Origin of the sequence: Achromobacter sp. JD417, from assembly GCF_041879325.1 — a bacterium.
GTDB classification, from domain to species: domain Bacteria; phylum Pseudomonadota; class Gammaproteobacteria; order Burkholderiales; family Burkholderiaceae_B; genus Achromobacter; species Achromobacter mucicolens.
Genome location: NZ_CP087159.1, coordinates 2,955,447 through 2,981,793, shown reverse-complemented (window position 1 = coordinate 2,981,793; position 26,347 = coordinate 2,955,447). Strand labels below are relative to the sequence as shown.

Genomic DNA, 26,347 nt, shown 5'->3' with positions numbered 1-26,347 from the left:
AGGGGCTAAGATAGGAAAAGTTGAATTTCTAAACGATGAAATTCAGCTTTTCTGAACAAGGAGTGACTCATGCGCGAAATCAGCCTGGACCGTCTGCGCACGTTGGTGGCCATTGCCGACCTGGGTTCGTTTGCCGAGGCGGCCCGTGTGCTGCACCTCGCGCCACCCACGGTCAGTTTGCATATTGCCGACCTGGAGTCGCGGGTTGGCGGAAAGCTGTTGTCGCGCACACGTGGGCGCATTCAGCCTTCGGCGATTGGAGAAACGCTGGTGGAGCGCGCGCGGCGCCTGTTGGCGGATGCGGAGCAGGCGCTTGAGGACGTGGAGCGTCAGGTGCAGGGCTTGGCCGGGCGTGTGCGGCTGGGTGCCTCCACAGGGGCCATCGCACAGTTGATGCCGCAAGCTTTGGAGACGTTGGGCCAACGCCATCCCGCTATCGATGTGCAGGTCGCGGTGCTCACGTCGCAGGAAACTTTGAAGAAGCTTGCCGAGGGCTCTTTGGAGATCGGTCTGGTCGCGCTGCCACAGACCCCGGTGAAGGAATTGCGGATCGAGCCATGGCGGCGGGACCCGGTCATGGCCTTCTTGCCGGCTCGCTGGGAATGCCCGGATGTTGTGACCCCCGGTTGGCTGGCCGCCCAGCCATTAATTCTGAATGACAAAACTACTCGGCTTTCGCGCTTGACCTCGGAGTGGTTCGCCAGTGATGGACGGCAGCCCACGCCGCGTATTCAACTGAACTACAACGATGCGATCAAAAGCCTAGTGGCGGCCGGTTATGGTGCGACGTTGTTGCCGCATGAAGCCTCCACGCCATTGCCCGATACCAGGATCGTCATGCGGCCATTACAGCCCTTATTGTGGCGTCAACTTGGTATTGCCCACCGTGGTGGGGACGTCGAGCGGCCTACGCAACATGTGCTGGATGTGTTGTGGGGGTTGAGTGCGGGCTAGGGCGATGTTGTCAGAGAAAGGACCGCTTTCGACCCGGTCATACGGTGATTGAGGTCCCAGGCGTCAGCTACCGCACCTGAAGCCGTCGTTCATCGCTCCAAAGCCGGTGCCTGTCTCCGTTCGCCCAGGCCAGGGTGTCGTAGTACTTGTGCAGCAGCTCGGTAATGGCGGCGGTGTCGTCGGTCATGGGGTTTCCTTGGGGTTGGCGGTGAGGACTGCCTGGACGCGTGCTTGCAGCGCGGGCAGCACGTCTTGTTGGAACCAGGGGTTGCGCACCAGCCAGCGATTGTTGCGCGGGCTAGGGTGAGGCAGGGGGAACGCTTGCGGCCAGTGCTCGCGCCAGGCTTCGACCACCCGGGTGAGCGGCGTCTTGCCAGTACCGAGGTGGTAGTCCATGGCGTAGCTGCCCAGCACGATGACCAGCGACAGGCGCTCGAAACGCTGCATGAAGGCTTCGCGCCAGGCGGGGGGCGCACTCCGGGCGTAGCGGCAGGTCACCGCTTTTGCCGGTGCCCGGATAACAGAAGCCCATGGGCAGAATGGCGATGCGGGTAGGGTCGTAGAAGGTGTCGCGGTCCACGCCCAGCCAGGCGCGCAGACGCGCGCCGCTGGCGTCGTCGAAGGGCACGCCTGAGGCATGGACCCGGGCCCCCGGTGCTTGGCCGGCGATGAGGATGGGCGCACTCGGGTGAAACTGGAAGACCGGCTGCACGCCGTGTGGCAGATGCGGTGCGCAGCGCGTGCAGGCGCGGACGTCGGTCAGAAAGGCGTCGAGTGTCGGCATGGCGCGCTTCCGGAAAGGGTGGCTCGCGCAGGACGGAGGTGCCATCCTGCGCGAAGCGTAACCCGGCAGCAAGTCAGTGCTGGGTCAGTGTCGGATAGCCCTGGATGAATACGCGGTCGGTCTTGGCCGCCGGCACATGGCAGCCCATGCAGTCGGCTTCGTAGCTGACGGCGACATTCTTGGCGGGGGCGTCGGCCTTGAACAGCGCCCAGCCCCAGCCGTCGCCCCACAAGGGGTTGCTGGCGAAACGGCCTTTGGCGTCCTTGACCATCACGAACCACACGGCCGCATCGGAACCCCAGACCACAGGGTTGCCAGTGGTCATGGCGCTGGTTTCGAGCTTGCGGATCTCTTTCACCAGCGTGGCGCCGTCCAAGAACTTGCCGGTCTTGCGGTAGTGCTCGGCCGAGGCCTTTAGTCGCCGGCCGTGACGGCCAGTGGCAGGACGAGGGCGCTGGCGAGCAGAGCGCCGGTGAGTGCGATTTTCATCGTGTTCTCCTTATATGCCTATGGAGATCAGACGGCGACCACGGGGAAATCCACCGTGGGGTCGGCGATGTGGTTGGTGTAGTTGGTGAGCGTGTTCAGCGCGACGTTGGCGATCACTTCCAGTATCAGGCCGTCGTCGAGCCCCGCGCGGCGGTAGTTGGCCATGGCGTCGGCCGACACCACGCCGCGTTGCTCGACCAGCGCGCGGGCAAAGCCGGCGATTGCATCGTCAAGTGCGTTGGCCGCCTGGCCGGTGCGGGCCGCGGCGATGGCCTCTGCCGACAGTCCGGCACCTTTGCCGATCAGGGTGTGTGCGCTCAGGCAATACTGGCAGCGATTGGCTTGAGCGGCAGCGAGCGCAACGATCTCGCGCTGGGAGGCATTCAGGCGGCCGGTGCCCAGCGTTTCGGACAAGCCGAGGTAGCCATTGAGCGCCGCCGGCGCGTGGGCCAGCGTGGCGAACAGGTTCGGCACCATGCCAAGCTTGGCTTTGACGGCCTTGAGTGTGGCAGCGGTAGCGGCGTCAGCGGTGTCGATGGTCAGGGGGGCGATTTGGGTCATGTCTATCTCCGTAGTGGGTGAGGTGCAAGAGCACGTGGGCATGATCGCCCTTTGTTTGGTACGATATGGCACGTAAAGTATCAAATACGTAACCTATCGTCTTATATGGAGAGTGGAATGGCGGATCGACTGGCCGGCTTGCTCCGGCACTACTCGCTTTCGGCGCGCGTTTTTCACAGCGGCGCCTTCTGTGGGCAGCATCATTACGCGGCGCCGCATGGCTATATCCATCTGGTGCGGCGCGGCCCGATTACGGCGCGTTCGCCCGTGCATGAAGATCTGCTGGTTACCGAGCCGAGCCTGCTGTTTTATCCGCGCGTGGCGTCGCATCGTTTTGTCGCCGCCCCCGGCGATACCGCTGAGCAGTTGTGTGCGGAGGTCGACCTGGGCGCTTCGACGGGCAATCCGTTGGCCATGGCCTTGCCGTCGATGCTGCTGATTCCGTTGGCGGACTTGCCCGGCCTCGGGCCGACGCTAGAGTTGCTGTTTGCCGAAGCCGAGCGCGACCAGTGCGGTCGGCAGGCCGCCATCGACCGCTTGTGCGAGTTGCTACTGATCCAGTTGCTGCGTTATCTGATGGATGGGCGGCTTGGCGCCACCGGACTGCTGGCGGGCCTGGCCGACCCGAAACTCGCGCGCGCCATAACCGCCATGCACGATGCGCCGCAGACCGCGTGGTCGCTCGAGGCGCTGGCGGCGAAGGCGGGCATGTCACGCGCGCGCTTCGCCGCCGCGTTCAAGGACGCGGTGGGCGTCACGCCGGGCGACTATCTGGCCGACTGGCGGATGAACGTCAGTTGCACCCTGCTCAAGCAGGGGCGGCCGGTGGCGGTGGTGGCCGACCGCGTCGGCTACGGCAGCCCGAACGCTCTGGCGCGCGCCTTCCGCGTGCGCATGGGCTGCGCCCCGCGCGACTGGCTGGCGCAGCAGCGCGGTGACGCGGCGCTCAGCGGTTCGTGAGTTTGAGTTCGATTCGCCGGTTCTTGGCGTAGGCGGCGCCGGTGTTGCGCTCGTCGAGCGGGTGAAATTCGCATCACGCCGGAACAACTGGCGGAACTCCAGGTGGCGATCCGTCAACGGCTGGTCAGTCTGTTCGTGCGGCGCGGCCGGCTGGACAAGGCTGAGTCAGTGGCGCAGGTAGCTGGATGACGCTGTCCCGCCCTGAGCCGACGCTCACAGGCGGGGATTTCCAGTGTCGTCATTGTCGGCTATTGGCCGGCAGCAGCCCGTCGTTGCCTGATGGATCCAACCCCTCCGCTGCTATAGTGCAGTCGGCTTCTGACGTTCAGTGCAGCCGTCTTCTGAAAACGACACCGGGGTGCCCGAGCCGTCACGCGCCGATGAGAACCTGACCAAAGTGCTGAAGGATGCGCTCGCCCTGGTGGGCTCTGTTGCAAAAATCGTGAAGCTTGAGCATGCTTGGCGGAGATTGGACGGACGGAACGATGACGGATTTCAAGTGGCGCCATTTCCAGGGTGATGTGATCCTGTGGGCGGTGCGCTGGTATTGTCGCTATCCGATCAGCTATCGCGACCTTGAGGAAATGCTGGCGGAACGCGGCATTTCGGTCGACCATACGACGATCTATCGCTGGGTCCAGTGCTACGCCCCGGAGATGGAGAAGCGGCTGCGCTGGTTCTGGCGGCGTGGCTTTGATCCGAGCTGGCGCCTGGATGAAACCTACGTCAAGGTGCGGGGCAAGTGGACCTACCTGTACCGGGCAGTCGACAAGCGGGGCGACACGATCGATTTCTACCTGTCGCCGACCCGCAGCGCCAAGGCAGCGAAGCGGTTCCTGGGCAAGGCCCTGCGAGGCCTGAAGCACTGGGAAAAGCCTGCCACGCTCAATACCGACAAAGCGCCGAGCTATGGTGCAGCGATCACCGAATTGAAGCGCGAAGGAAAGCTGGACCGGGAGACGGCCCACCGGCAGGTGAAGTATCTCAATAACGTGATCGAGGCCGATCACGGAAAGCTCAAGATACTGATCAAGCCGGTGCGCGGTTTCAAATCGATCCCCACGGCCTATGCCACGATCAAGGGATTCGAAGTCATGCGAGCCCTGCGCAAAGGACAGGCTCGCCCCTGGTGCCTGCAGCCCGGCATCAGGGGCGAGGTGCGCCTTGTGGAGAGAGCTTTTGGCATTGGGCCCTCGGCGCTGACGGAGGCCATGGGCATGCTCAACCACCATTTCGCAGCAGCCGCCTGATCGGCGCAGAGCGACAGCCTACCTCTGACTGCCGCCAATCTTTGCAACAGAGCCAGGACTGGTTCCAAATTCTGCCGCTATGGCGGGCAACATGGACTGGTTGAAGTACACGTTTGCCACAGTCAATGCGGACGCGACAGCCATTAGGCTTATCGCTAATCCGCTGAGCTGATCCTCGGACCTGATATTCATGCCTTGGCACCATCAGCGACCTGAGAGTGTGGCCCCAAGACTTGTGCCGCCGCCGAAATTGCGGCGAGTGCTGTGGGAACACCTGCAACAATCGCTACCTGGGTAAGAACGCCGAAAATCTGGTCTCGGGTTGCACCCGCGCGTACCGCAGTGGGGACATGAAATTTGATGACATCAATTCCCGTTGCGCCCAACGCCGCGCCGGCTGCGATGATAACGAGTTCCCGGGTTTTCAAATCCAAATCGGTGCGGCTGTATACATCGCCGAAGACCCACTCAATCACATAGCGACCAAAATCAGGCGAGCTATCCTTGAATCCATCAAGGTATGCCTCCGTGGGAATGCCGGTGACTGCGGCGAATGTAGCAGATCCCCTGGCGAAACGGTCCTTTGAGACCTCAGCAGGCAAAGCGACGCTGGAATTTACGACTGACATGCTCTATCTCCTCGTTTGCACTGCACCGTGCAGTCTCCAAAACATACATTGCACAGTGCAGTGCAGTCAAGGGCTCTGTTGCAAAAATCGTGAAGCTTGAGCATGCTTGGCGGAGATTGGACGGACGGAACGATGACGGATTTCAAGTGGCGCCATTTCCAGGGTGATGTGATCCTGTGGGCGGTGCGCTGGTATTGTCGCTATCCGATCAGCTATCGCGACCTTGAGGAAATGCTGGCGGAACGCGGCATTTCGGTCGACCATACGACGATCTATCGCTGGGTCCAGTGCTACGCCCCGGAGATGGAGAAGCGGCTGCGCTGGTTCTGGCGGCGTGGCTTTGATCCGAGCTGGCGCCTGGATGAAACCTACGTCAAGGTGCGGGGCAAGTGGACCTACCTGTACCGGGCAGTCGACAAGCGGGGCGACACGATCGATTTCTACCTGTCGCCGACCCGCAGCGCCAAGGCAGCGAAGCGGTTCCTGGGCAAGGCCCTGCGAGGCCTGAAGCACTGGGAAAAGCCTGCCACGCTCAATACCGACAAAGCGCCGAGCTATGGTGCAGCGATCACCGAATTGAAGCGCGAAGGAAAGCTGGACCGGGAGACGGCCCACCGGCAGGTGAAGTATCTCAATAACGTGATCGAGGCCGATCACGGAAAGCTCAAGATACTGATCAAGCCGGTGCGCGGTTTCAAATCGATCCCCACGGCCTATGCCACGATCAAGGGATTCGAAGTCATGCGAGCCCTGCGCAAAGGACAGGCTCGCCCCTGGTGCCTGCAGCCCGGCATCAGGGGCGAGGTGCGCCTTGTGGAGAGAGCTTTTGGCATTGGGCCCTCGGCGCTGACGGAGGCCATGGGCATGCTCAACCACCATTTCGCAGCAGCCGCCTGATCGGCGCAGAGCGACAGCCTACCTCTGACTGCCGCCAATCTTTGCAACAGAGCCCCCAAGGTCTTCATCACTCAGCGTATAGTGCTTGAGCAAATCCGTCTGTGAAGTCGGCAAGCGCAACAGCGCGTCTTTCTGCCGATCGGTTAGAGTGACGCGACGCGGCATACATGTTCCTTTTTCAAAATCTGATAGCGTTCAAGACGCTTTGTTTATGAAGCTGGTTGAGATACATTTCCAGAGGTCAATGCAATCGTGGCCGAAGCGCCGCCTCAAACCAACGTTTGTGATACATGCTGATCGGATATGCCCGCGTCTCCAAAGCCGATGGCTCGCAGTCTCTCGACCTGCAGCACGACGCCTTGCGCGCCGCAGGTGTCGAACGGGACAATATCTATGATGATCTTGCTTCCGGCGGTCGTGATGATCGCCCTGGCTTGACTGCCTGCCTCAAGTCATTGCGTGACGGCGATGTGCTGGTGGTCTGGAAGCTCGATCGCCTCGGACGATCGCTTGCCCATCTGGTCAACACGGTGAAGGAGCTGTCAGACCGCAAGATCGGCCTGCGGGTTCTGACTGGAAAGGGCGCTCAGATCGACACCACGACTGCGTCCGGTCGCATGGTGTTCGGAATCTTCGCCACCTTGGCCGAGTTCGAGCGGGATCTGATCCGAGAGCGCACCATGGCGGGTCTCGCCTCCGCGAGAGCGCGCGGTCGCAAGGGCGGACGAAAATTCGCGCTCACCAAAGCTCAGGTGCGTCTCGCGCAAGCCGCCATGGCCCAGCGCGATACTTCAGTTTCCGATCTCTGCAAGGAACTCGGCATCGAGCGCGTCACTCTCTACCGATATGTCGGTCCCAAAGGCGAGCTCAGAGACCATGGAAAGCATGTTCTCGGACTTACGTAGCAACTCGTTTCTTTTCGCAGGTTGAGCCACCTCCGCGCTTCATCAGAAAACTGAAGGAACCTCCATTGAATCGAACTAATATTTTTTTTGGTGAATCGCATTCTGACTGGTTGCCTGTCAGAGGCGGAGAATCTGGTGATTTTGTTTTTCGACGTGGTGACGGGCATGCCTTCGCGAAAATCGCACCTGCTTCCCGCCGCGGTGAGCTCGCTGGAGAGCGTGACCGCCTCATTTGGCTCAAAGGTCGAGGTGTGGCTTGCCCCGAGGTGATCAACTGGCAGGAGGAACAGGAGGGTGCATGCTTGGTGATAACGGCAATTCCGGGAGTACCGGCGGCTGATCTGTCTGGAGCGGATTTGCTCAAAGCGTGGCCGTCAATGGGGCAGCAACTTGGCGCTGTTCACAGCCTATCGGTTGATCAATGTCCGTTTGAGCGCAGGCTGTCGCGAATGTTCGGACGCGCCGTTGATGTGGTGTCCCGCAATGCCGTCAATCCCGACTTCTTACCGGACGAGGACAAGAGTACGCCGCAGCTCGATCTTTTGGCTCGTGTCGAACGAGAGCTACCGGTGCGGCTCGACCAAGAGCGCACCGATATGGTTGTTTGCCATGGTGATCCCTGCATGCCGAACTTCATGGTGGACCCTAAAACTCTTCAATGCACGGGTCTGATCGACCTTGGGCGGCTCGGAACAGCAGATCGCTATGCCGATTTGGCACTCATGATTGCTAACGCCGAAGAGAACTGGGCAGCGCCAGATGAAGCAGAGCGCGCCTTCGCTGTCCTATTCAATGTATTGGGGATCGAAGCCCCCGACCGCGAACGCCTTGCCTTCTATCTGCGATTGGACCCTCTGACTTGGGGTTGATGTTCATGCCGCCTGTTTTTCCTGCTCATTGGCACGTTTCGCAACCTGTTCTCATTGCGGACACCTTTTCCAGCCTCGTTTGGAAAGTTTCATTGCCAGACGGGACTCCTGCAATCGTCAAGGGATTGAAACCTATAGAAGACATTGCTGATGAACTGCGCGGGGCCGACTATCTGGTATGGCGCAATGGGAGGGGAGCAGTCCGGTTGCTCGGTCGTGAGAACAATCTGATGTTGCTCGAATATGCCGGGGAGCGAATGCTCTCTCACATCGTTGCCGAGCACGGCGACTACCAGGCGACCGAAATTGCAGCGGAACTAATGGCGAAGCTGTATGCCGCATCTGAGGAACCCCTGCCTTCTGCCCTTCTCCCGATCCGGGATCGCTTTGCAGCTTTGTTTCAGCGGGCGCGCGATGATCAAAACGCAGGTTGTCAAACTGACTACGTCCACGCGGCGATTATAGCCGATCAAATGATGAGCAATGCCTCGGAACTGCGTGGGCTACATGGCGATCTGCATCATGAAAACATCATGTTCTCCAGTCGCGGCTGGCTGGTGATAGATCCCGTCGGTCTGGTCGGTGAAGTGGGCTTTGGCGCCGCCAATATGTTCTACGATCCGGCTGACAGAGACGACCTTTGTCTCGATCCTAGACGCATTGCACAGATGGCGGACGCATTCTCTCGTGCGCTGGACGTCGATCCGCGTCGCCTGCTCGACCAGGCGTACGCTTATGGGTGCCTTTCCGCAGCTTGGAACGCGGATGGAGAAGAGGAGCAACGCGATCTAGCTATCGCGGCCGCGATCAAGCAGGTGCGACAGACGTCATACTAGATATCAAGCGACTTCTCCTATCCCCTGGGAACACATCAATCTTACCGGAGAATATCGTTGGCCAAAGCCTTAGCGTAGGATTTCGCCCTCTCCCGCAAACGACCCCACATAGACGAAAAGCTCGCTTTCGACGGTTTTTGTTTTCTTGGCAGGCACGATGTCGACCGCCGCGTTACAGGCTGGACGGATCGGCGCGATGCGAATGCTGCGCCTTGCCGCTGCCCCGAGCGGGACGGCGCATGGCGTCAAGCCGTTTGCCCACCCCATCGAGGTCCGGGTCACCCAATGCGAACACTTGGTCGCCAAAGCCGTACAGCAACAACGCTTCAACGGCGAGCGCCAGGGAAACGCCGCCATCGCCGCGTTCCAGCCGGTTGATGGTGGCGCGAGACACGCCCATGCGGCTGGCCAGCATGGCTTCGGTTTCATTGCGGCGAAGGCGCGCGGTGCGGATGTGCGTGCCCAGGCGAGCCAAGGCCTCGGCGGCCTCGAAACTGGGTTCGATTTTCTTTTTCATGCCGCAATAATAGCGCCATGATTGGCTTTATGCACTATTAATGAGGCAAATCAATGCAGTTTTGTGAGCCATTAATAGCGCATAATTGCCACTTATGCGCTATTAATGAGACATTTCATCACATCAGCCGGTGGCTGCACGGATCACCGCCTGATCCAGCCGCAACCCTGCCCGTGCGGTGTCCAACGTGACGCGCGCCCCGAGCGGCAGGGTCAGGTTCGGATCGCCGTGTCCACTGGGCCAGCCAGCCAACACCGGAATGCCTCGAGCGCCGAACTGTTCGAGTATCAGCGGATACAGCAGGCTCTGCGCCTGCGCGTCGTCCAGATTCGTGCCGATGATGCGGGTGAAATTGCCCACGATCACACCTTGGACGCCGTCGAACTTGCCTGCGGCTGCAAGTTGGCTCAAGAGCCGGTCCACGCGCGGCAGCGCCTCGTTGACGTCTTCAAAAAACAGAATGGAATCGCGCGTGTCGATCTCGTGCCGCGAACCGATCAGCGCGGCAATAAGCGCCAGGTTGCCGCCCACCAGCCGCCCGCTTGCGGTGCCAGCCACCAGTTCCATGGCCCGGCTGTCCGGCGGGGGCTGAATCCACGCGCCCTCCCCGATCTGGCCGCTCAGCATCGCCAGCAGATGCGACTCGGTGGGTTCTCCCTTGCCTGCCACCAGATCCTGCGCCAGCATCGGGCCATGGAACGTGACAAAACCGGCGTGGCGCTGCATGGCCAGATGCAAGGCCGTGATGTCGCTGTAACCGATGAAGGGCTTGGGGTGTTGACGCAGCAGCCCGTAATCGAGCCTGTCCAGCAAGCGCCAAGAGCCAAAACCGCCTTGCAGGCACCACACCGCGCCGATGTCCGGCGCGGCGAACGCCGCGTGCAGGTCATCCAGGCGCTGCACGTCGGTGCCCGCCAGGTATTCATACGGAGCGTCGAGCCGGGTGCGCGACGCCGGCATGATCACCGGAAAATAACCCCGGTCTTCGAGCCATTGCGCGGCAAGGTCGCTGGCGTTGGGCGCGGCGGATGCGGGCGCCACAATGGCGACCTTCGCGCCCGGCCGCAACGCCGGCACGGGTGCGGCCGAGGGTTTCGCGTGCGACGGCGGCGGCGCGGGGGGGCGGTTCAGGGCACCGGGTGACGACGTTTTCCGGCCGCCGGCGCAGCCCGCCAGGCCAAGCCCCGACAGGCACAGGGCGCCAGCATTGAACAGCATCCGCCGGCGTCTGGCGTCCGGCAGACCGGCATCCTGGTGCGCGCCGAATTCCGGACTGGGCCGGTTAAGGAGATTGGAGAACGGGGGGCTGGTCGGTCCGCGCATCAGAATCGCTCGTACTCCAGGCGGTAGCGCCATTGCCCGGCCGCCAGGCCTGCCATCGGCAAGCGCCCTATCCGCAGCCGCCGCAGGGCCAGCAGGCGCAGGCCTGCCGCTTCGCACACCGCTTCAATAAACCCGGGCATCGGCGACTTCAGCGCAAAGCGCAGATGGGTTTCGTTTTGCCAGCTCACCTTCATCGGGGTGGCCGGGCGGCCCTCATAGGCCATGCCGCGCTGCATGCGGGCCAGATCGGCCTCGCTGAGCTGGCCCTCGACCTGGGCGACGTACTCCTGCTCGACGTGTCGGCCTTCGTCCACCAGCTTGCGCGCCACCGCGAACTCCTGCGTGTACACGACCAGACCGCTTGCCGCGCGCTCAAGCGGCGTCACCAGCTTGAGTCCGTTGAACATGCGCTTCAAGAAGCGCTGGCCGGAACGGTCGCCGGGCATCAGGTTCTCGGGCAGGATCAGGTCGCGTGCCGAACCGGGCTGGTCGTCAGCGTACATGCCCGCTGGCTTGTGGATCAGGATGGTGACCGGACGGCCCTCTTCCAGCTTGGCGCCGGGCAGCAGGCTGACCGTCTGCGAGGCCGTGACCCGCAAACCGGGCTCTTCCTGCACCTTGCCGTTGACCGTGACCCAGCCGCCTTCGATGTAGCGCTCGGCATCTGCGCGTGAACACGGCAGCTCCGTAGCCAGCCGCTTGGCCAGCCGATCGGTGTTCGCGGCAGCGGGGGCTTGGGCGGGACGCTGGCCACGCGATGGCCTCGCGCTGCCTTGAGGCGCACGATCTTTAGGCGCGCGATCTTGAGGCGAACGACCTTGAGGTGCACGACCTTGAGGTGCACGATCCGGTCGGCTGCCTTGCCGGCTATCCGCGCCGCCGGTGCCGGGCCTTGCGGCGCGGCGCTTCATCCCTGGCTCGACCGGCGGTTGCGCTCTGCCGGTCCCGCCGCTTGGGGCAGAACGAGCCGGCTTGGCCGGCGGGCTGGCGCGGCCGGTTGTGCCGCTTGTGTCAGGACGGGCCGGTGCGTTGCTTGCGGAACGCGCTGGCCGCGTCGGCGCCGTCGGACGGGCGGGCCGATCGGTGGCGCGTTTCACGCCGGATTTGGCCTCGCTGGGGCTTGGGACGGACGGCTCGCGGCGGGGTGTTCCCGCCGCGGGGGCGGACGGCCCGGACCTGGGCGGACGAACACTGCGGGTTCCCGTGGCGCGCTTGGCGGGACGGGACGACAGGCTGAGCGTGCCGGGCTTGGTGGGACGCAAGGTGCTGCTCATCGTCCCTCCTCCTGGCACAGCGGATTGAAGCGGTAAAGGAATGGGTCAGAAGCGCCTTTGGGCGCCGCGATCAGAAGCTTGGTCATCGGTATTGCCGGGTATTGCGAAAAGCGGGCCACATGGCCCGCACCTTGAGACGGATGTTACGCCCTTTTCTGCCCAAGTCCCTCGGGCGGCTCCGGCTCCAAGTCTGCCGCCTGCTCGGCGGCCTGCACGGGCGGCGGCACCTCGTCGATCCAGGCCTTCAACAGCGTCGACGTCACCGCCAGGATGACCGGGCCAATGAACAACCCGACGATGCCGAAGGCGAACATGCCCCCCAGCACGCCGGACAGGATAAGCAGCATCGACAGATTCACGCCGCGCTTGATGAGCAGCGGCCGCAGCAGGTTGTCCAAGGTGCCCACCACGATGGCCCAGACCAGCAGCACGGCGGCAGCCAGCTTCATATCGTTCTGGAACAGCCAGGCGACGCCGCCCAGCATGGGCAGGAAAGGTCCCAGTTGGGCCAGGCACAGCATCACCATGAGGGCAGTCAGAATCCCAGCCGCCGGCACCCCGGCAATCCACAGGCCAATGCCGCCCAGCGCCGATTGCACCACCGCCGTGACCACGATGCCCAGCGCCACGGCGCGGATCGCGGACGCGGCCAGCTTGATTGCCGCCACGCCACGCGGGCCGGCCAGCCGGTTCGAAAACCGTAGCGCAAAGTCCGCTGCGGCGTCTCCCTTGCTGTACAGAATGCCGGCGATGATCACCGTGATCAGCATGTGCATCACGAACACGCCGACGATCGCCGCGTGGCCCAGCAACCAGTGCGCCGCGGTGGTCAGGTAGGGTTCGATACGCGCCAGCAAGCCGCCGGCGCCGGCGTCGGAAAGCGCCTGCCACTCCTGAGCGATCCGGGGGCCCGCCAGCGGAATGCCGCGTACCCACGACGGAGGCGCCAGCAACGCATAATCGGGCAGGCGCTTGACCGCCGCCATGATGGTGCCGCCGTGCAGCGCCAGCGTCGAGATCGCCTGGTACAACGGCAGCACGATCACGAACAGCAGGATGAGAAGCATCGCCACCGTTGCCAGCCAGCGCCGGCCGCCGCAATGCCGCTGGATCGAGAGCAGCACCGGCCAGGTGGCGACCACGATGGTGGTGGCCCAGATGAGGCCCGGCAGGAAGGGCCTAAGGACGTACAGGCTGCCGATCATCAAGGCCAACAGCATGACGATGACGAGCAGGATGCGGGCTATGTCGACAGACTGGCGTGGTATCACCCGAACCTCCTGGCGAGGCTGTCGCCCCGGTTGCGGTGGATGAGGACCGGCGGCGCCCGTCCGTGCCAGCCAACGCGCTGAATCGAATGTATTCGAAAACGCGCAGAATCTGAATGGAAACGTGGGTAGACGCTATGAGGCGCCTAGCATCGCGCGAAACCGGCTGCGGATTGCGCCGGAGTATGCCCAGCACCAGACCGCGAGGGCCAGCATCGCCACCGTGAAGTAGGCGCGAGCGCCCTCGGGCACGGGATTCAGTTGCGACAGCGTGGGAAATGGCTCGAAGCCGATGAAGTCGGTGGCGGCCAGGGTGCTGAAGATAAGCGCCAGCACGGGTCCGGTAAACCGGGGGCGCTCTCCCCGTGTATCGGGAGCGGCAAGAAAGCACCAATGAATCCAGCGCGCGAACTGGATGGCCACGGCAACCAGGGGAATGAGTAGCGCAAGCTGCAGCACCAGCAGCGCCAGAATGACTTGAGTGGGAAGCATGCGCGGATTTTATCGGATCCGCCGGGGGCTTGAGACCGGATCCGTCTGGGGCTTGAGAACGGATCCGAGGGGGTTTGAATCCCCCTGCTCTAGGGCAGAACCATGGGGCGCGGCTATGTCCCCAATTGGAATTCGCGCCAGTTGGAACCGGCGCTGGTCAGCCAATCCTGCACGTACTGCAGGCTGAGCGCGATGGATAGCGCCTCTCCCTGGAACAGCACGTCGGGCTGCGCGCGCAGCCAGTTGAAGTCTTCGATCCTGCGGATGTCCTGCGCCAGGACCTTCAGGCCTTGGCGGGACGCTTGCCCAAGCAGGCTGAAGAAGCGCTCTTGCAGGGGACGGCGGGTGCAGATGCCTTCGGGAATGCCGACGCGCAGCCCCGTGGCGCGAAGCGTGCCGAACGATGCTTGCGCCGACGGCAGCAAACGCACCCGCAGCGCGGGGCGCAGTTCCTGGTAACCGTGAAAAAGCGTGGCGCCGTGCGCCAGGCGGTCGCTAAGGGGAACGTTGTACGTGACTTTGCCGCAGGGGTAGATCGGCAGGCTGGGATGCGATTCTTGTGGGGTTTCGCGCAGTTGATCGCCCGCGACGGCGCCAATGCGCAGGTCTTCGCATAGCTGGCGGGGCAGCAGGATGTCCGAGTTGACGTTCAGCGGATGGTCGATGGACAGTGGCGCCATGCAGCCTGCAGCCCGGAAAACCCGGCCTGCGCGGCGCAGTGCGTCGGCCGAGGCGGCGTTGGCAAGCAGCGCGGGGCCGTGCCAGCTTTGGCCGCCGACCAGCGCCATTTCGCGAACGACGCCTTTGGCGTCCAGGACAGGTTGGATACGTAACGGCTCGCTGACGAGGGTGGCGGATTCGGCCAGGTTGATAGCGTTCATAAGTCGATGAGTCTATGGACGGCAAATGCATAAACCAATCGAAAAAGTACGATTCAGGCGGCGCTTTCGCCCTAGGGCTGGCGCATTTTCAAAATATTCTTATTTCCGCCGTCTAGCGCGATGCCTACGATGGCCGCATGCCAATCAAGGATCCAAAGACCCTCGCGCCAGACGTCCAGCCAGTCCCCCGAGCTCCCACGCTGCTCTTGCATCTCTTCGCCGCCGCGCTGCTGGCCTGCATCGCGGCGGCGGCCGTGTTTCTGCTGTACTGGTCCTTTACCAGCACCGCTTCCACGTACCGCCGGCAAATGAACGCCGCCGCGTACAACGCGCAGATCTTCTTCGACCAGCGCGAGGCGCTGCTCCGGTCGCTGGCTTCCAGCCTGGTGCGCAACACCGATGCCGCGCCCGCCTCCGACACCCCATCGCACTTCGGCAACACGGGTCAGATCAAGGTGTTTCCGCTACACGAAGCCCCGAACGTCTACGACTGGGCGCTGATCCTCACGCCCCGCGTCCTTGACGACATCGCCTTCGCGCATACCCGTCTGCTGTTCACCTCCGGCCGCAGCGGCCAGACCACGTACGTCGCGCCGCGCCCTGCCCGGTCCCCGGCGCGCGGGCCTGTCCGCATCCCCCAGCTGGGCGCCGACGAACAAACCTGGATCGCTCGGGCGCTGGCGGCGGCCGATCCCGGCGCGGCGCACGACCGGCGCACCGCCATCACCTGGTTGAAGCCATCCACGCACAACGCCAACCCGCTCTACCTGTACACCCCGATCGACCCCAACACGCCACGCGCCGGATGGATCGGCCTGGAACTCGGCGACCTCGACGAGGCCATCGACCTGTCCTCGCTTCGCGGGGGCAACTACATCCTGCACGACCAGCACGACACGCCTGTCCTGCACAGCCCCGCCGACCCGCAGGTGCTGGCCGGCCTTAGCCGTTACGGCGGCCGGGAAGACGCATTCGGCTGGTGGGGGCCGGGTCTGTTGCCCCGCTTCGTCGTCCTCAGCAAATCCGTGGGTGAAGCGGACTGGCGGCTTGTGTACTACACGCCCATCAGCCGCATCCTGGGCGACATGGCGTTCGCCATCCAGGCAATACTCGGCGGCACCTGCCTGCTCTTTGCGGCCGTCATTTTCGGCATCCGGCACATCCGCAAGAAACTCGTCGTCCCGGCCTTGCGGCAGTACGAAGCCCTTGCCGATAGCGTGTCCCTGAACCGCAAGCTGGTCGAAGTCGCGCCCGTGGGACTGTGCCTGTTGCGCCGCGCCGATGGCAGGCCGCTGCTGGCGAACGAACTTGCCAAGGACTGGCTGCTGGGCGATGCCGAGCTGCTGTCCCGGCTGCTCTCAGAAAACGACTTCAGCGCCGACCGCGAATACGTCCTGAATGACGGACGATGCCTCTACCTGACGTTCGCGCCAATCACTTATCACGCCGAGGACGTCATCCTCTGCGGCATCAACGATGTCACCGCATTCAAGCGGGTCGAACAGTCCATCACCCAGGCCAAGCTGCACGCGGACGCCGCCAATCACGCCAAGACGGTGTTCCTGACGACCATGAGCCACGAGATCCGAACACCCCTGTTCGGCATTCTCGGCACCCTCGAACTGCTGGGCCTGACCACCATGGACAGACAGCAGCAGCAATACCTGGAAACCATGCAGCAGTCCTCGGCAAGCCTACTGAGCTCCATCAACGACACGCTCGACCTGTCGCGCATCGAGGCCGGCTACCTGACGCTCGAAACCGCGGAATTCTCGCCCGTTCAGATGCTGGACAGCGTCATCGGCACCTACGGGGCGCGCGCCGAAGCCAAGGGTCTGCACCTGTATGCCCTGGCCGACGTGACATCCCCGCCGCGGGTCCTGGGCGACGCGATGCGCGTACGCCAGATTCTGAACAACCTGGTCAACAACGCCATCAAGTACACCAGTTCGGGGCAGGTGGTGTTGCGCCTTCAGACGCTCAGCCAGGACGCGCATTGTGCGACCCTGAAGTTCCAGGTGGCCGATACCGGCATGGGCATCTCTGCAAAGCACCACGCGCGGCTCTTTGAACCCTACTTCCGCGCCGAAGGCGGGCCCAACCAGAACGTGCCCGGCACCGGCCTTGGGCTTGCCATATGCCGGCGGCTGTCCGAGATGATGAACGGCACGCTCAGCGCCGTCAGCGAGCCAGGCCTGGGCACCAGCATGTCGCTCGTCCTGACCCTGCCACGCGTCAGCGGCGCGCAACCGGAAATGGGCGTCCGGCTGGATCCCCGGCCCGTATACGTGCGGGGCGCCAACAACGAGGTGGTCACCAATCTGTGCCAGTGGCTGCGGCATTGCGGCGCCCTGGCCATGCCGTTCAAGGACGCGCTGCATGGCCGGCGCGAAGGCAGCGTGCTGGTCGAAACATGGTCCCGGGACTTCATTCCAGCAGCCTGGCGCGGAGCCCGGGTCATTGCGCATCCGCCGGGCATCAAGCCGCAGCCGACGACCAACAGCTGGACCGCCGACAGTCATAGTCTGGCCAGCATCGTCGGCGCGGTCCGCCTTGCACAGGACAGCGCCGCCACGAAGGCGCCTCCTGCCCCCCCGGCATCCTGCGATTCGCTCGACATGCACCTGCTGGTCGTCGAGGACAACCCGGTCAGCCGGCAGATCCTTCGAGAACAGCTGGAGCATCTGGGCTGCACCGTCGTCCTGGCGGCAGACGGCAACGACGCATTGGCGCTGCCCGAACTTCCTGATTTCGACGCCATCCTGACGGACCTGCAGATGCCCGAACTGGACGGCTACGCGCTCACCCGCACACTGCGCAGCCAGGGCTACACCCGGCCGATCGTGGGCATCACCGCCAGCGCATTCACCGAAGACCTGCGGCGCAGCGCTGAAGCCGGCATGACGACCGTGCTGCTCAAGCCGCTGCCCATTTCGGCGCTGTGCAAGGCGTTGATGACCCTGAAGGAAGCCGCATGACCAAAACGCTGTCCGAGTACAGGGTCCTGATCGTGGACGACCATCCGCTGCAATGCGTCCACTTGGCAGATCAGCTGGCAGCGGCCGGATTCGGGCAGGCGGACGTGGCATCGTCTGCCGAGACCGCCCTGGCCAAGACCGAGCTGCAGGCATATCACCTGGTCCTGATCGATCTGAACATGGCCGGCATGGATGGCGTGCAATTCATAGACCGGCTCGCCAGGCAGCGCCGCTCGCCCGCGCTGGCAATCGTATCGGCCTGCCTGCGGCGCATCATCGAAAGCGTCGCCTTGATGGCACGTGAAAAGGGCCTGGACGTGCTGGGCACCTTTTGCAAGCCATTCACCGTGCAAGACGCCAGCCAATTGGCCAGCCAACTGTGCCGGGACCGTCCGCAGTCAATGCCGGGCCGCCCCGGGACCGGGCCCGCCTCGGACCGCACTGCCCTGGAACACGCGCTGCACCACGGACAGTTGCAGGCGTGGTTTCAGCCCAAGCAGTCACTGGCCAACGGGCGCTTCGTGGGGGCCGAGGCGCTGGCGCGATGGCTGCACCCCCAACTGGGATGCCTGTCGCCCGGCGCCTTTCTTCCCGCCATCCGCCGCCTGGGGCTGGACAAGGCGCTGCTGCGGCAAATCCTGCAAGACGCGCTGCGCGGGCACTTGCAGTGGGGGCAGCAAGGCTTTCGCGTCCCGGTCTCGGTCAACCTGCCCACGCAGTTCCTGGACGACCCAGACCTGCCCGACGAACTAGAAGACATGGTGTTGACCCACGGGGTGGCGCCGTCGGAAGTCACATTCGAATTGCTCGAGGACGAGACAACGAAGGCACAAGGCCAATACTATATGGGCGCCAGCCGGTTACGCCTGAAAGGTTTCGGGTTGGCACAAGACGACTTTGGCCGAGGTTACAGCTCCATGTACAGCCTGATTTCGACCCCGTTCACTGAACTGAAGATCGATCGCGCCTTTGTCAGCGGCGCCGCCAGCGACGAAAGCCAGGCGGCGGCCCTCAGGTCGTCCGTGCAGTTGGGCCGGCAATTGGGGCTTCAGGTCACGGCCGAGGGCGTCGAAACGTCCTGCGACCTCGAGTTCCTGCGCCAGATCGGTTGCCACTGCGCCCAAGGATTCCTCATTTCGGCCGCGGTGGACACTGACGGCTTCAGCCAGCTTCTCGCCCGAGAGCGGCGCGCCATGACTCCGCCCGCGCGGTAAGGCCGACCATGCGTAAGCCGGACACTCCGTTTGCCCGAATCACTCGCACCTCGCGCTGGTTGAACTTCGCGCTCTTCGGCATCCTTCCCTTTGCGCTGATCCTGATCGGCGCACTCTATTGGGGTTTGAATCGCATCGTCGACCAGGAGCGTGACCGCCTGAAGCTCGATTTCTCCATACTGGTCGGGTACATCCAGGCGCAAGAGCAATTCCTGGGCAGGCTGCGCGCGCATAACGCATCCCTTCCCGAAGAAAGCCTGTCGACGACCATCAATCTGCACGCGACCGAGGTACCGGAACGCTTCGGCATGCAGATCTTCGAAGGCCAGCACACCTATGCGGAAATGGCGTTTTCGCTGGCGTGCGAGCAGGCTACGGACTGTCCCACGGCGGGCCGCCGGCTCGCCAACCTGGGCGAATTCCTGGCCGACTTCTACTCCAGCTTCTGGGCTGCTTCCTACTACCCGGCTTCCACGGTATTTCTGGTCAACCAGGCGGACAGCATCAGCATGAGCGTGCCTGCCGTGGACGCCGTGTCGGGCTATGACCGCCTGAGCGCCACCGCATTCCTGGCGGTGACGGACGCCGTCAGGACCGAACTGCGCCGCCTGCAGACAGTGCGCCAACGCCTTATCGACCAGGACCTTCCCAGCCACCGCGAACTGCCAGGAACCGGCCGCGTGCATTGGTTCCGCTCGGAAGCGCTGTCCGGCAGCATGCTGGGCATCATTTATGCCGACATGCCGCAGTCGGTCTGGTCCACGGCACAAGGCAGGACGTCGGCTGTGTACGCCACCACGCAATTCAACCACCAGCGGATCAACATCTTTGAAAAGACGCTGCGCAAGCCGCTGCATGGCGGATTCTGGCTGACCCACCGCGATGAAGGCCTGTTGCTGGGCGAGGCGCCGGGCCCGGCAGCGTCCCGGGATGGCCTCGAATACACAGCAGACGGCATCGTGCTGCGCGTCACGGATCCTTCCGGCGTGTGGACGGGCACGTACCGCATCAGCTATGGCGCGTTTTTCCAGGACAACCTGTGGCTGCCGGCCATCGCGGGCCTGCTGCTCCTGCTCAGTCTTGGCGCCGGCATCGTGTCCTCGCGCTGGTACAGCCGTCATGTCATTGCGCCGGCGTCCAATGCGCAGCGCGACATCGTCGAAAAGGAAGAATTCAGCCGTACATTGATTGAAACCGCACCCGTGGCGCTGTGCGTGCTGGCGCGGCCGATGGGACAGGTGGTGTTCGGCAATAGTCTCGCGCTTCAATGGCTGGGCGCCGAGCCCGGCCGCGAACTGGACAATTCACCCAAGACCAACCTCTTTCTGCGGCAAGTCCTGGGAGCAACGGGACCGGGCACCATCGCCAGTTTCGAGGCCACGGACGGACGTCCGTTGTACGTCGCCTACGCACCCACGCGCTACAACAACCAGGACGTCGTGCTGTGCGCCTTTTCCGACATCAGCGCCCGGGCCGTCATCGAGCAGGCCCTGACGGACGCCAAGCGCGAGGCGGACAAGGCCAACGAAGCCAAATCAACTTTCCTGGCCACCATGAGCCACGAGATCCGGACGCCGCTGTATGGCGTGCTGGGTACGCTGCAGCTCATGAGCCTTACCGCGCTGGACGAGGAACAGCGGCAGCACCTGGAACGCATGCAAAGCTCGTCCGCGATCCTCTTGCAGCTTATCAGCGATGTCCTGGACATCACCAAGATCGAAGCCGGGCAGCTAGCGCTGGAGTATTCGGACTTCAATCCGCGCGAACTGGTCGAGGAATGCACCAACGCCTACGCGGCGATGGCCGAACAGAAGGGGCTGCTGCTGTTTTGCAGCGTGGACGTTGACGTGCCTGACTGGATGACCGGCGACCCCGTGCGCATCCGCCAGATCCTCAGCAACCTGCTCAGCAACGCCATCAAGTTCAGCGACTCCGGGCACGTGATCGTCCGCCTGACGGTGGGTCAAGTGCTGGACGGCAAGACGCATCTGCGGCTGCAAGTGGTCGACACGGGCATCGGAATCCCCAAGGAGGGCCAGGCGCAGCTGTTCGTTCCCTTCTATCAGATCGACAGCGGTTCGCACACGGTGCGCGGCGCCGGCATTGGCCTGTCGATATGCGCGCGGCTGGCCGGTCTGATGGGCACCAGCATCCGCGTCACCAGCGAACTTGGCCTGGGCAGCAGCTTTTCGCTGGATTTGCCTTTGTCAGTGGCCGCCGGCCAGGCTGCCAGCCCGCCCGACCTGAGTGGCATGAACGCATACGTTCGCAGCCCGCACCACGAACTGTCCGACAACGTCTGCCAATGGCTCAAGCGCTGGGGCGCCGCCGCGGCCCCCGTGAGCGCTCCCTTGCCCGCCGGCACGCCGGACGACATCCTGGTCGACGTGCTTTACACCGGAGGCGCCAACCTGGCGGACTGGCCCGGCCACCATGTGCTGGCCAGCGCAAGCGGCAAGCCGCCCACCGCGCGGACCGTCAAGGTGATCGCCAGCGTCGAGCACATCGCCGCCGGCATGTTGGCGGCGGTTCGCGGTGAAGTCGCCTTGCCCGGGGACGCCGACAGCGGCGCGTATACCCCGCTGGGATTGTCCATTCTCGTCGCCGAAGACAACCCGATCAACCAGGCCACCCTGCAACATCAGCTGGAGCAACTGGGCTGCGAGGTCACGCTGGCGTCCGACGGCGCCGAGGCGCTGATGCTGTGGGGGCTTGCCCGCTACGACGTCGTGCTGACCGACGTGAACATGCCGCGCATGAATGGCTATGAGCTCGTCCAGGCGTTGCGGGCCCAGGGCGCCACCGTTCCCGTCATCGGCGTGACCGCCAATGCCATGCGCGAAGAAGAGGAACGGTGCCTCGCGGCCGGCATGACGTCGTGGCTCGTCAAGCCCATCAGCCTTTCCACGCTGCGGCGGCATCTGCAGGGAAGCGGCGCGCAGCCGGCCGACGCGGCCGAAGCCGCAGCGCAGCCGCGCGCCACGCGCCAACCGGAACCCGAACCCGAGCCTGCCGTGCCGGAAAAGTACCGCGCGTTGTTCATCAGCACGATGGAGGCGGACGTCACGCAGATGGTGCGGGCCCTGGAAATCAACGACCAGCGTCTGCTTGGCCGCACCTTGCACCGCATGCGAGGCGCGCTGAGCGTCATGCAGATGACGGCGATCACGCAACGGCTGGAGGCGCTGGAAGACTTGCTGCGCGGCACGGGTCTGGATGCCGTGGCACAGGCCGAGGGTCACGCGGTGGTGCAACTGCTGCGCAACACCTTGGCGGAAATCTAGCCTTCATTCCGTCCGCTTATTGGCCTTGGGCCGGCTTGCTTTCGAAGCTTATCGATGTATCGGTTGACGATCCGAAGGTAGATTCAGCGGCTTTATCTCTTTCCCCGCCCGACTGCCTCACGCCCATTCAGCCTGCAGCCCAACCGCTTCTGCTCGCCTTTTCAGTGGAGTTTGAACATAAAATGGTCACCGACGGAAGTATCGAAAGTCCTGGCGCCCTTAGCCTGGTGGGGCCAGCCAAGGAACGGCTTCCCCCTGCGGCATCGCAAGCCGGACACGAGGAATCACCAGGTGCATTCGAACATCAACGCGATGGCGGGTCCATGATGAAGCTTTCGTCTGACCAGGATGTGCGAATCATCGTCGCCGACGATCATCCCATCATTTCTCTTGCGCTTGCGGATTCCCTGAACGAGGTGCCCGGTTTCACGGTCGTCGCCACCGCGCGCTCGGGACTCGAACTGGTCACTGCGGTGCAGGACCATCCCTGCCATCTCATCGTCACCGACTTTTCAATGGCCGCCCGGTCTGGTGATGAAGACGGCTTGCGGCTCATCGAACGTCTGCAACGCCTGTTTCCGGAAATTCCCATCGTCGTCTTCACGATGCTGTCCAACAGCGGCATCCTGAACCAGCTTCGCCAGGTGGGCGTAACGGGCATCGTCAGCAAGGAAGAGCCCATCGACGAGCTGGTGTCGATATGCATCCGCGCGCTGACTGAAAGCGGCCCCATCCTGTCCAACAGCATCGGCCAGCGGCTCAGCCAGAATGACGTGACGATGGGACGCGCCGGCAGAACAAAAGGGCTGTCGCCCAAAGAACTTGAAGTGGTCCGAATGTTTGCGCAAGGCCTGTCCGTGACAGAGATCGCAAAGCGCCTTCACCGGTCGGTAGCCACCATCGGCACGCAAAAGCAATCGGCCATGCGCAAGCTGAACATCGAGACCAACGCCGAACTGCTCAGGTACGCGGACGAACAAGGGTTCTCTTGATGTGGTCGCCCCAAGCGGTGCGCCATGAATTACTTGGGCTGAGCCGACTCCGGTGTGTGCGCCGGCTGCGTGGGGTGTGACGACGCTTGCATCGCCAGCAAACGCGTTGTCAGTTCGTCGAACTGGACATCCCGCGATTTCAACTGCGCCATCAGACTATCCACCTGCGCGGATGCGCCCGCCAGGCGTTGCGCCAGATCCGATTCCCGCGCCTGGCTGGCTTGAAGCGCTTGAGCCGCCGCCACGGTCTCGGCATGCCGTTCGCGCTGGTCGGCCAGCGCCTGCGCCTGAAGGGAGGCAGCTCGCTGCTCGGCCGCACGTTGTTGCTCGTGGACGGCGGCAAGCGAGTCGCGTAGCTGGTCTGCCTGCTGTTGGGCGGCAACCAGGGATGCGTCCAGACGAGTCTGCAAGCGCTTAACCGCGCCCCGCTCCGAATCCAGCTCGTTCAGCCAGCGGCGCTCGTGGGCAGCGTGGCGCGCATCCAGCGCGGCAATCGCCTGCGCGTGCCGGTCGCGGTCTTGCTCGGCGTCGACCAGCAAGGCCTTGTTGGCGGCGCGGGCGTCCTCCAGACGGGTTTGCGTTGCGGCCAGCGCCGCGTCCCGTTGGCGCAATTGCGCTTCGGCGGCTTGCAGACGGTTTTCGGTGGTGGCCAATTGCGTCCTGGCGACCTCCAGCGCTTCCTGCAGGTGCTTTTCGCGCTCGATCAGCTGCGCCTCGCGTAGTTCAAGCTGTTCGGCCTGCGCGGCAAACCGCTCCCCTTCCCTGGCCAATTCCTCCCATCGTTCCTCATACGCCCGAGCCTGTTCAGCCCTGGCTGCCGCCAGCGCGGCTTCCCAGAAATGCGTGGCGGCCTGGGCGATGGGGTCCGGTACTGCGGTGGGTGCAGCAAACGCACGCGGATCCTGGATGCGTGCGCCCAGCGCGCGGAACCAGGATTCCAGGTGCGGACTGACGGTATTGGGCGAGCCCCGGCCGATTTTCTGGCGAACTCGCTCGATGGTGGGCCGGGCGCCCTCCAGCAACAGCGCATCCGCAGCGCTCCAGACGTCCGATTCGGTAATGCCAGTGGCCATGATGATTTGCGTCGCCGAGGTGGGGTGGATTAGTCACGATAATGGAACCTTATCGTGATTTAACTTGCATACACGTTATATATCTTACAGCATACGTATTATTTAATACATAACGCGCGTTTTTCCGCCCCGCCCTTCCCTCAACGTCCCAGATTCGTCCGGGCAAGTTCAACGACTTCATCACCGCGGCCGTTCATGATCGCTTTGAGCATGTACAGGCCAAATCCCTTGGCTTGCTCGAGCTTGATCTTGGGTGGCACGATCAGCTCTTGCGCCGAAACCACGACGTCGACCAGCGCGGGACCGGGGTGCGCCAGCGCTTCCGTCAGCGCGGCGTCCAGCATTTCTGACGATTCGACCCGGATACCCCGGACGCCGACGGCTTCTGCCATCGCCGCGAAATTGGGGTTCTTGAGGTCTGTGCCGGTATCCAGGAAGCCCTCCGCTTTCATTTCCATGGAAACAAAGCCGAGCGCGCCGTTGTTGAAGACGACGATCTTCACAGGCAGCTGCAACTGGGACAGGGACAGGAAATCTCCCATCATCATGGTGAATCCGCCGTCGCCCGATAGCGAGATGACCTGCCTGCCTGGCGCGGCCGCCTGGGCGCCGATGGCCTGCAGCATGGCGTTGGCCATCGAGCCGTGGTTGAACGAGCCCAGCAACCGGCGCTTGCCGTTCATGGAGAGATATCGCGCAGCCCACACGGTGGGCGTGCCGACATCCACCGCGAAGATTGCGTCCTCGTTTGCGAGCGCGTTGACGCGGTGCGCCAGGTATTGCGGATGGAGCGGCCTGCCAGCCGGCGCGGGCACGGCGAGGCTATCGAGGTCTTTGCGTGCATGCCGGTAATGATCGAGGGCAGCGTCAAGGAATGTCTGGTCCTGACGCTCGTCAAGCTGATCGAGCAGCGCGGCAATGGTTTCGCCGACGTCGGCGGCAATGCCCAACGACAGCGGTGCGCGCCGGCCGAGGGCAGCGGGGTCGCGATCGATCTGGATGATCTTTGCGTGCTTGGGATAGAAAGGCCGGTACGGAAAGTCCGTGCCCAGCATCAGCAGAAGCTCGGCGTTTTCCATGGCTTGGTAACCGGACGAAAAGCCGATGAATCCGGTCATGCCGACATCGAACGGGTTGTCCCACTCGACGTGCTCCTTGCCGCGCAATGCGTGAATGATGGGCGCTTTGAGGCGCTGTGCCAGCGCGATCACGGCGTCGCGGCTGCCGGCGCAGCCGCTGCCCGCCAGAATCGACACCTTTCGCGCCCCGTTGAGCAGACCGGCCAGTTGCTGCACGGCCGCCGCGTCTGGACGCAAGTGCGCACGCGCGGGCGGCGCGGGCCAGAACGCGGGCGCATCCGCGGGCGCCGCAGCAAGCGCTACATCGCCCGGTATTACAAGGACCGCCACGCCCTGCCTGCCGACCGCCGTGTTGATGGCGCGTGCCAGCACCCCTGGCAATTGCGCAGGGTTCGATACCAGCTCGACGAAGTCGGCGCATTCCTTGAAGAGTTCCTGGGGATGCGTCTCCTGGAAATACCCCAACCCGATTTCAGAGGACGGAATGTGGGCTGCAATGGCCAGGACAGGAAGGCGGCTGCGTTGGCAGTCAAACAATCCGTTGATCAGATGCAGATTGCCCGGACCGCAACTGCCTGCGCATACGGCCAGCGATCCGGTGACGGCTGCTTCCGCGCCAGCGGCGAATGCGGCGGTCTCTTCGTGCCGGGTGTGCATCCATTCGATTCCGCCAAGCCGCCGAAGGCTATCGTTCAGTCCATTGAGACTGTCGCCAGTCACGCCCCAAATGCGACGTACCCCGACGTCGGCAAGCACTTTGACAAGAAAATCTGCGACGGTTGCGGCCATGGAAGGCTCCTTGAAGAACCGCCGCCGGGAACGCTACCGCTACTGACTG

The 26,347-nt window shown here is 63.5% G+C and carries 22 protein-coding genes and 1 pseudogene; 11 read left to right on the top strand and 12 right to left on the bottom strand.

The features are described from left to right. Window positions 1–69: 69 nt before the first annotated feature. On the top strand, window positions 70–954 hold the full coding sequence (locus LN047_RS13720; protein WP_003465017.1) for a LysR family transcriptional regulator: 885 nt from the start codon (window positions 70–72) through the stop codon (window positions 952–954). 183 nt (window positions 955–1,137) lie between these two features. Here the strand turns inward: LN047_RS13720 and LN047_RS13715 are convergent. The 3 genes and pseudogenes from LN047_RS13715 to LN047_RS13705 form a co-directional block, all read right to left on the bottom strand. Next, a pseudogene (locus LN047_RS13715) lies at window positions 1,138–1,783 on the bottom strand (uracil-DNA glycosylase family protein). 28 nt (window positions 1,784–1,811) lie between these two features. Further along, complete coding sequence (locus LN047_RS13710) at window positions 1,812–2,114, bottom strand: cytochrome P460 family protein (protein ID WP_003830782.1); 303 nt, start codon at window positions 2,112–2,114, stop codon at window positions 1,812–1,814. Window positions 2,115–2,254: 140 nt separating this feature from the next. Then, entirely contained in the window at window positions 2,255–2,788 is a 534-nt protein-coding gene (locus tag LN047_RS13705; protein WP_003830783.1) for a carboxymuconolactone decarboxylase family protein, read from the bottom strand. 117 nt (window positions 2,789–2,905) lie between these two features. On the opposite strand from LN047_RS13705, the gene LN047_RS13700 reads away from it, so the two are divergent. Then, window positions 2,906–3,748, top strand: a complete 843-nt coding sequence (locus tag LN047_RS13700) for an AraC family transcriptional regulator (protein ID WP_003830784.1) — start codon at window positions 2,906–2,908, stop codon at window positions 3,746–3,748. Between the two features lie 485 nt (window positions 3,749–4,233). Next, the gene (locus LN047_RS13695; protein WP_001389365.1) at window positions 4,234–4,998 is read left to right on the top strand and encodes an IS6-like element IS6100 family transposase; all 765 of its coding nucleotides are present in this window, start codon (window positions 4,234–4,236) and stop codon (window positions 4,996–4,998) included. A 188-nt stretch (window positions 4,999–5,186) separates the two neighbouring features. Here the strand turns inward: LN047_RS13695 and LN047_RS13690 are convergent, their stop codons facing one another. Then, a complete protein-coding gene (locus LN047_RS13690; RefSeq protein WP_071117966.1) occupies window positions 5,187–5,627 on the bottom strand; it encodes a carboxymuconolactone decarboxylase family protein in 441 nt (146 codons plus the stop codon). A 132-nt stretch (window positions 5,628–5,759) separates the two neighbouring features. Between LN047_RS13690 and LN047_RS13685 the strand changes: the two genes are divergently transcribed. The 4 genes from LN047_RS13685 to LN047_RS13670 all read left to right on the top strand — a co-directional run bounded on the left by LN047_RS13685 (window position 5,760) and on the right by LN047_RS13670 (window position 9,134). Next, window positions 5,760–6,524 carry an IS6-like element IS6100 family transposase gene (locus LN047_RS13685; RefSeq protein WP_001389365.1) on the top strand — a complete coding sequence of 255 codons (765 nt, stop codon included), beginning with the start codon at window positions 5,760–5,762 and terminating at the stop codon, window positions 6,522–6,524. Between the two features lie 290 nt (window positions 6,525–6,814). Continuing rightward, window positions 6,815–7,429 carry a recombinase family protein gene (locus tag LN047_RS13680; RefSeq protein ID WP_000904906.1) on the top strand — a complete coding sequence of 205 codons (615 nt, stop codon included), beginning with the start codon at window positions 6,815–6,817 and terminating at the stop codon, window positions 7,427–7,429. Window positions 7,430–7,494: 65 nt separating this feature from the next. Beyond that, window positions 7,495–8,298, top strand: a complete 804-nt coding sequence (gene aph(3'')-Ib, locus LN047_RS13675) for an aminoglycoside O-phosphotransferase APH(3'')-Ib (protein WP_001082319.1) — start codon at window positions 7,495–7,497, stop codon at window positions 8,296–8,298. Beyond that, window positions 8,298–9,134: an aminoglycoside O-phosphotransferase APH(6)-Id gene (locus tag LN047_RS13670; RefSeq protein ID WP_000480968.1), complete on the top strand. Its 837-nt coding sequence runs from the start codon at window positions 8,298–8,300 to the stop codon at window positions 9,132–9,134. Before aph(3'')-Ib ends, LN047_RS13670 begins: the two co-directional genes overlap by 1 nt. Before the next feature lie 172 nt (window positions 9,135–9,306). On the opposite strand, the gene LN047_RS13665 is transcribed toward LN047_RS13670, so the two are convergent. The 6 genes from LN047_RS13665 to LN047_RS13640 form a co-directional block, all read right to left on the bottom strand. Beyond that, on the bottom strand, window positions 9,307–9,651 hold the full coding sequence (locus tag LN047_RS13665; RefSeq protein WP_373982027.1) for a helix-turn-helix transcriptional regulator: 345 nt from the start codon (window positions 9,649–9,651) through the stop codon (window positions 9,307–9,309). A gap of 123 nt (window positions 9,652–9,774) precedes the next feature. Continuing rightward, window positions 9,775–10,974, bottom strand: coding sequence for an LD-carboxypeptidase (locus tag LN047_RS13660; RefSeq protein WP_373982026.1), 1,200 nt, complete (start codon window positions 10,972–10,974; stop codon window positions 9,775–9,777). Next, a complete protein-coding gene (locus tag LN047_RS13655; protein WP_373982132.1) occupies window positions 10,974–11,681 on the bottom strand; it encodes an RNA pseudouridine synthase in 708 nt (235 codons plus the stop codon). The genes LN047_RS13660 and LN047_RS13655 overlap by 1 nt, the downstream gene beginning before the upstream one ends. Window positions 11,682–12,391: 710 nt before the next feature. Continuing rightward, window positions 12,392–13,468 carry an AI-2E family transporter YdiK gene (ydiK, locus tag LN047_RS13650; RefSeq protein WP_142056224.1) on the bottom strand — a complete coding sequence of 359 codons (1,077 nt, stop codon included), beginning with the start codon at window positions 13,466–13,468 and terminating at the stop codon, window positions 12,392–12,394. Window positions 13,469–13,651: 183 nt separating this feature from the next. Beyond that, the gene (locus LN047_RS13645) at window positions 13,652–14,008 is read right to left on the bottom strand and encodes a hypothetical protein (protein WP_152384452.1); all 357 of its coding nucleotides are present in this window, start codon (window positions 14,006–14,008) and stop codon (window positions 13,652–13,654) included. A 113-nt stretch (window positions 14,009–14,121) separates the two neighbouring features. Then, window positions 14,122–14,889 carry a hypothetical protein gene (locus LN047_RS13640; RefSeq protein ID WP_056317846.1) on the bottom strand — a complete coding sequence of 256 codons (768 nt, stop codon included), beginning with the start codon at window positions 14,887–14,889 and terminating at the stop codon, window positions 14,122–14,124. Window positions 14,890–15,026: 137 nt separating this feature from the next. Here LN047_RS13640 and LN047_RS13635 point away from each other — a divergent pair, with 137 nt between their 5' ends. The 4 genes from LN047_RS13635 (at window position 15,027) to LN047_RS13620 (ending at window position 23,357) form a co-directional block, all read left to right on the top strand. Next, a complete protein-coding gene (locus LN047_RS13635; RefSeq protein WP_373982025.1) occupies window positions 15,027–17,867 on the top strand; it encodes an ATP-binding protein in 2,841 nt (946 codons plus the stop codon). Beyond that, window positions 17,864–19,081, top strand: a complete 1,218-nt coding sequence (locus tag LN047_RS13630; protein WP_373982024.1) for an EAL domain-containing protein — start codon at window positions 17,864–17,866, stop codon at window positions 19,079–19,081. Before LN047_RS13635 ends, LN047_RS13630 begins: the two co-directional genes overlap by 4 nt. Before the next feature lie 8 nt (window positions 19,082–19,089). Continuing rightward, a complete protein-coding gene (locus tag LN047_RS13625; RefSeq protein WP_373982023.1) occupies window positions 19,090–22,365 on the top strand; it encodes a response regulator in 3,276 nt (1,091 codons plus the stop codon). A gap of 323 nt (window positions 22,366–22,688) precedes the next feature. Further along, complete coding sequence (locus LN047_RS13620) at window positions 22,689–23,357, top strand: response regulator transcription factor (RefSeq protein WP_056317838.1); 669 nt, start codon at window positions 22,689–22,691, stop codon at window positions 23,355–23,357. A gap of 29 nt (window positions 23,358–23,386) precedes the next feature. Here LN047_RS13620 and LN047_RS13615 read toward each other — a convergent pair whose 3' ends face one another. Continuing rightward, window positions 23,387–24,430, bottom strand: coding sequence for a DNA-binding protein (locus LN047_RS13615; RefSeq protein ID WP_373982022.1), 1,044 nt, complete (start codon window positions 24,428–24,430; stop codon window positions 23,387–23,389). A 140-nt stretch (window positions 24,431–24,570) separates the two neighbouring features. Next, window positions 24,571–26,298: a ubiquinone-dependent pyruvate dehydrogenase gene (poxB, locus tag LN047_RS13610; protein WP_373982021.1), complete on the bottom strand. Its 1,728-nt coding sequence runs from the start codon at window positions 26,296–26,298 to the stop codon at window positions 24,571–24,573. Between the last annotated feature and the right edge of the window lie 49 nt (window positions 26,299–26,347).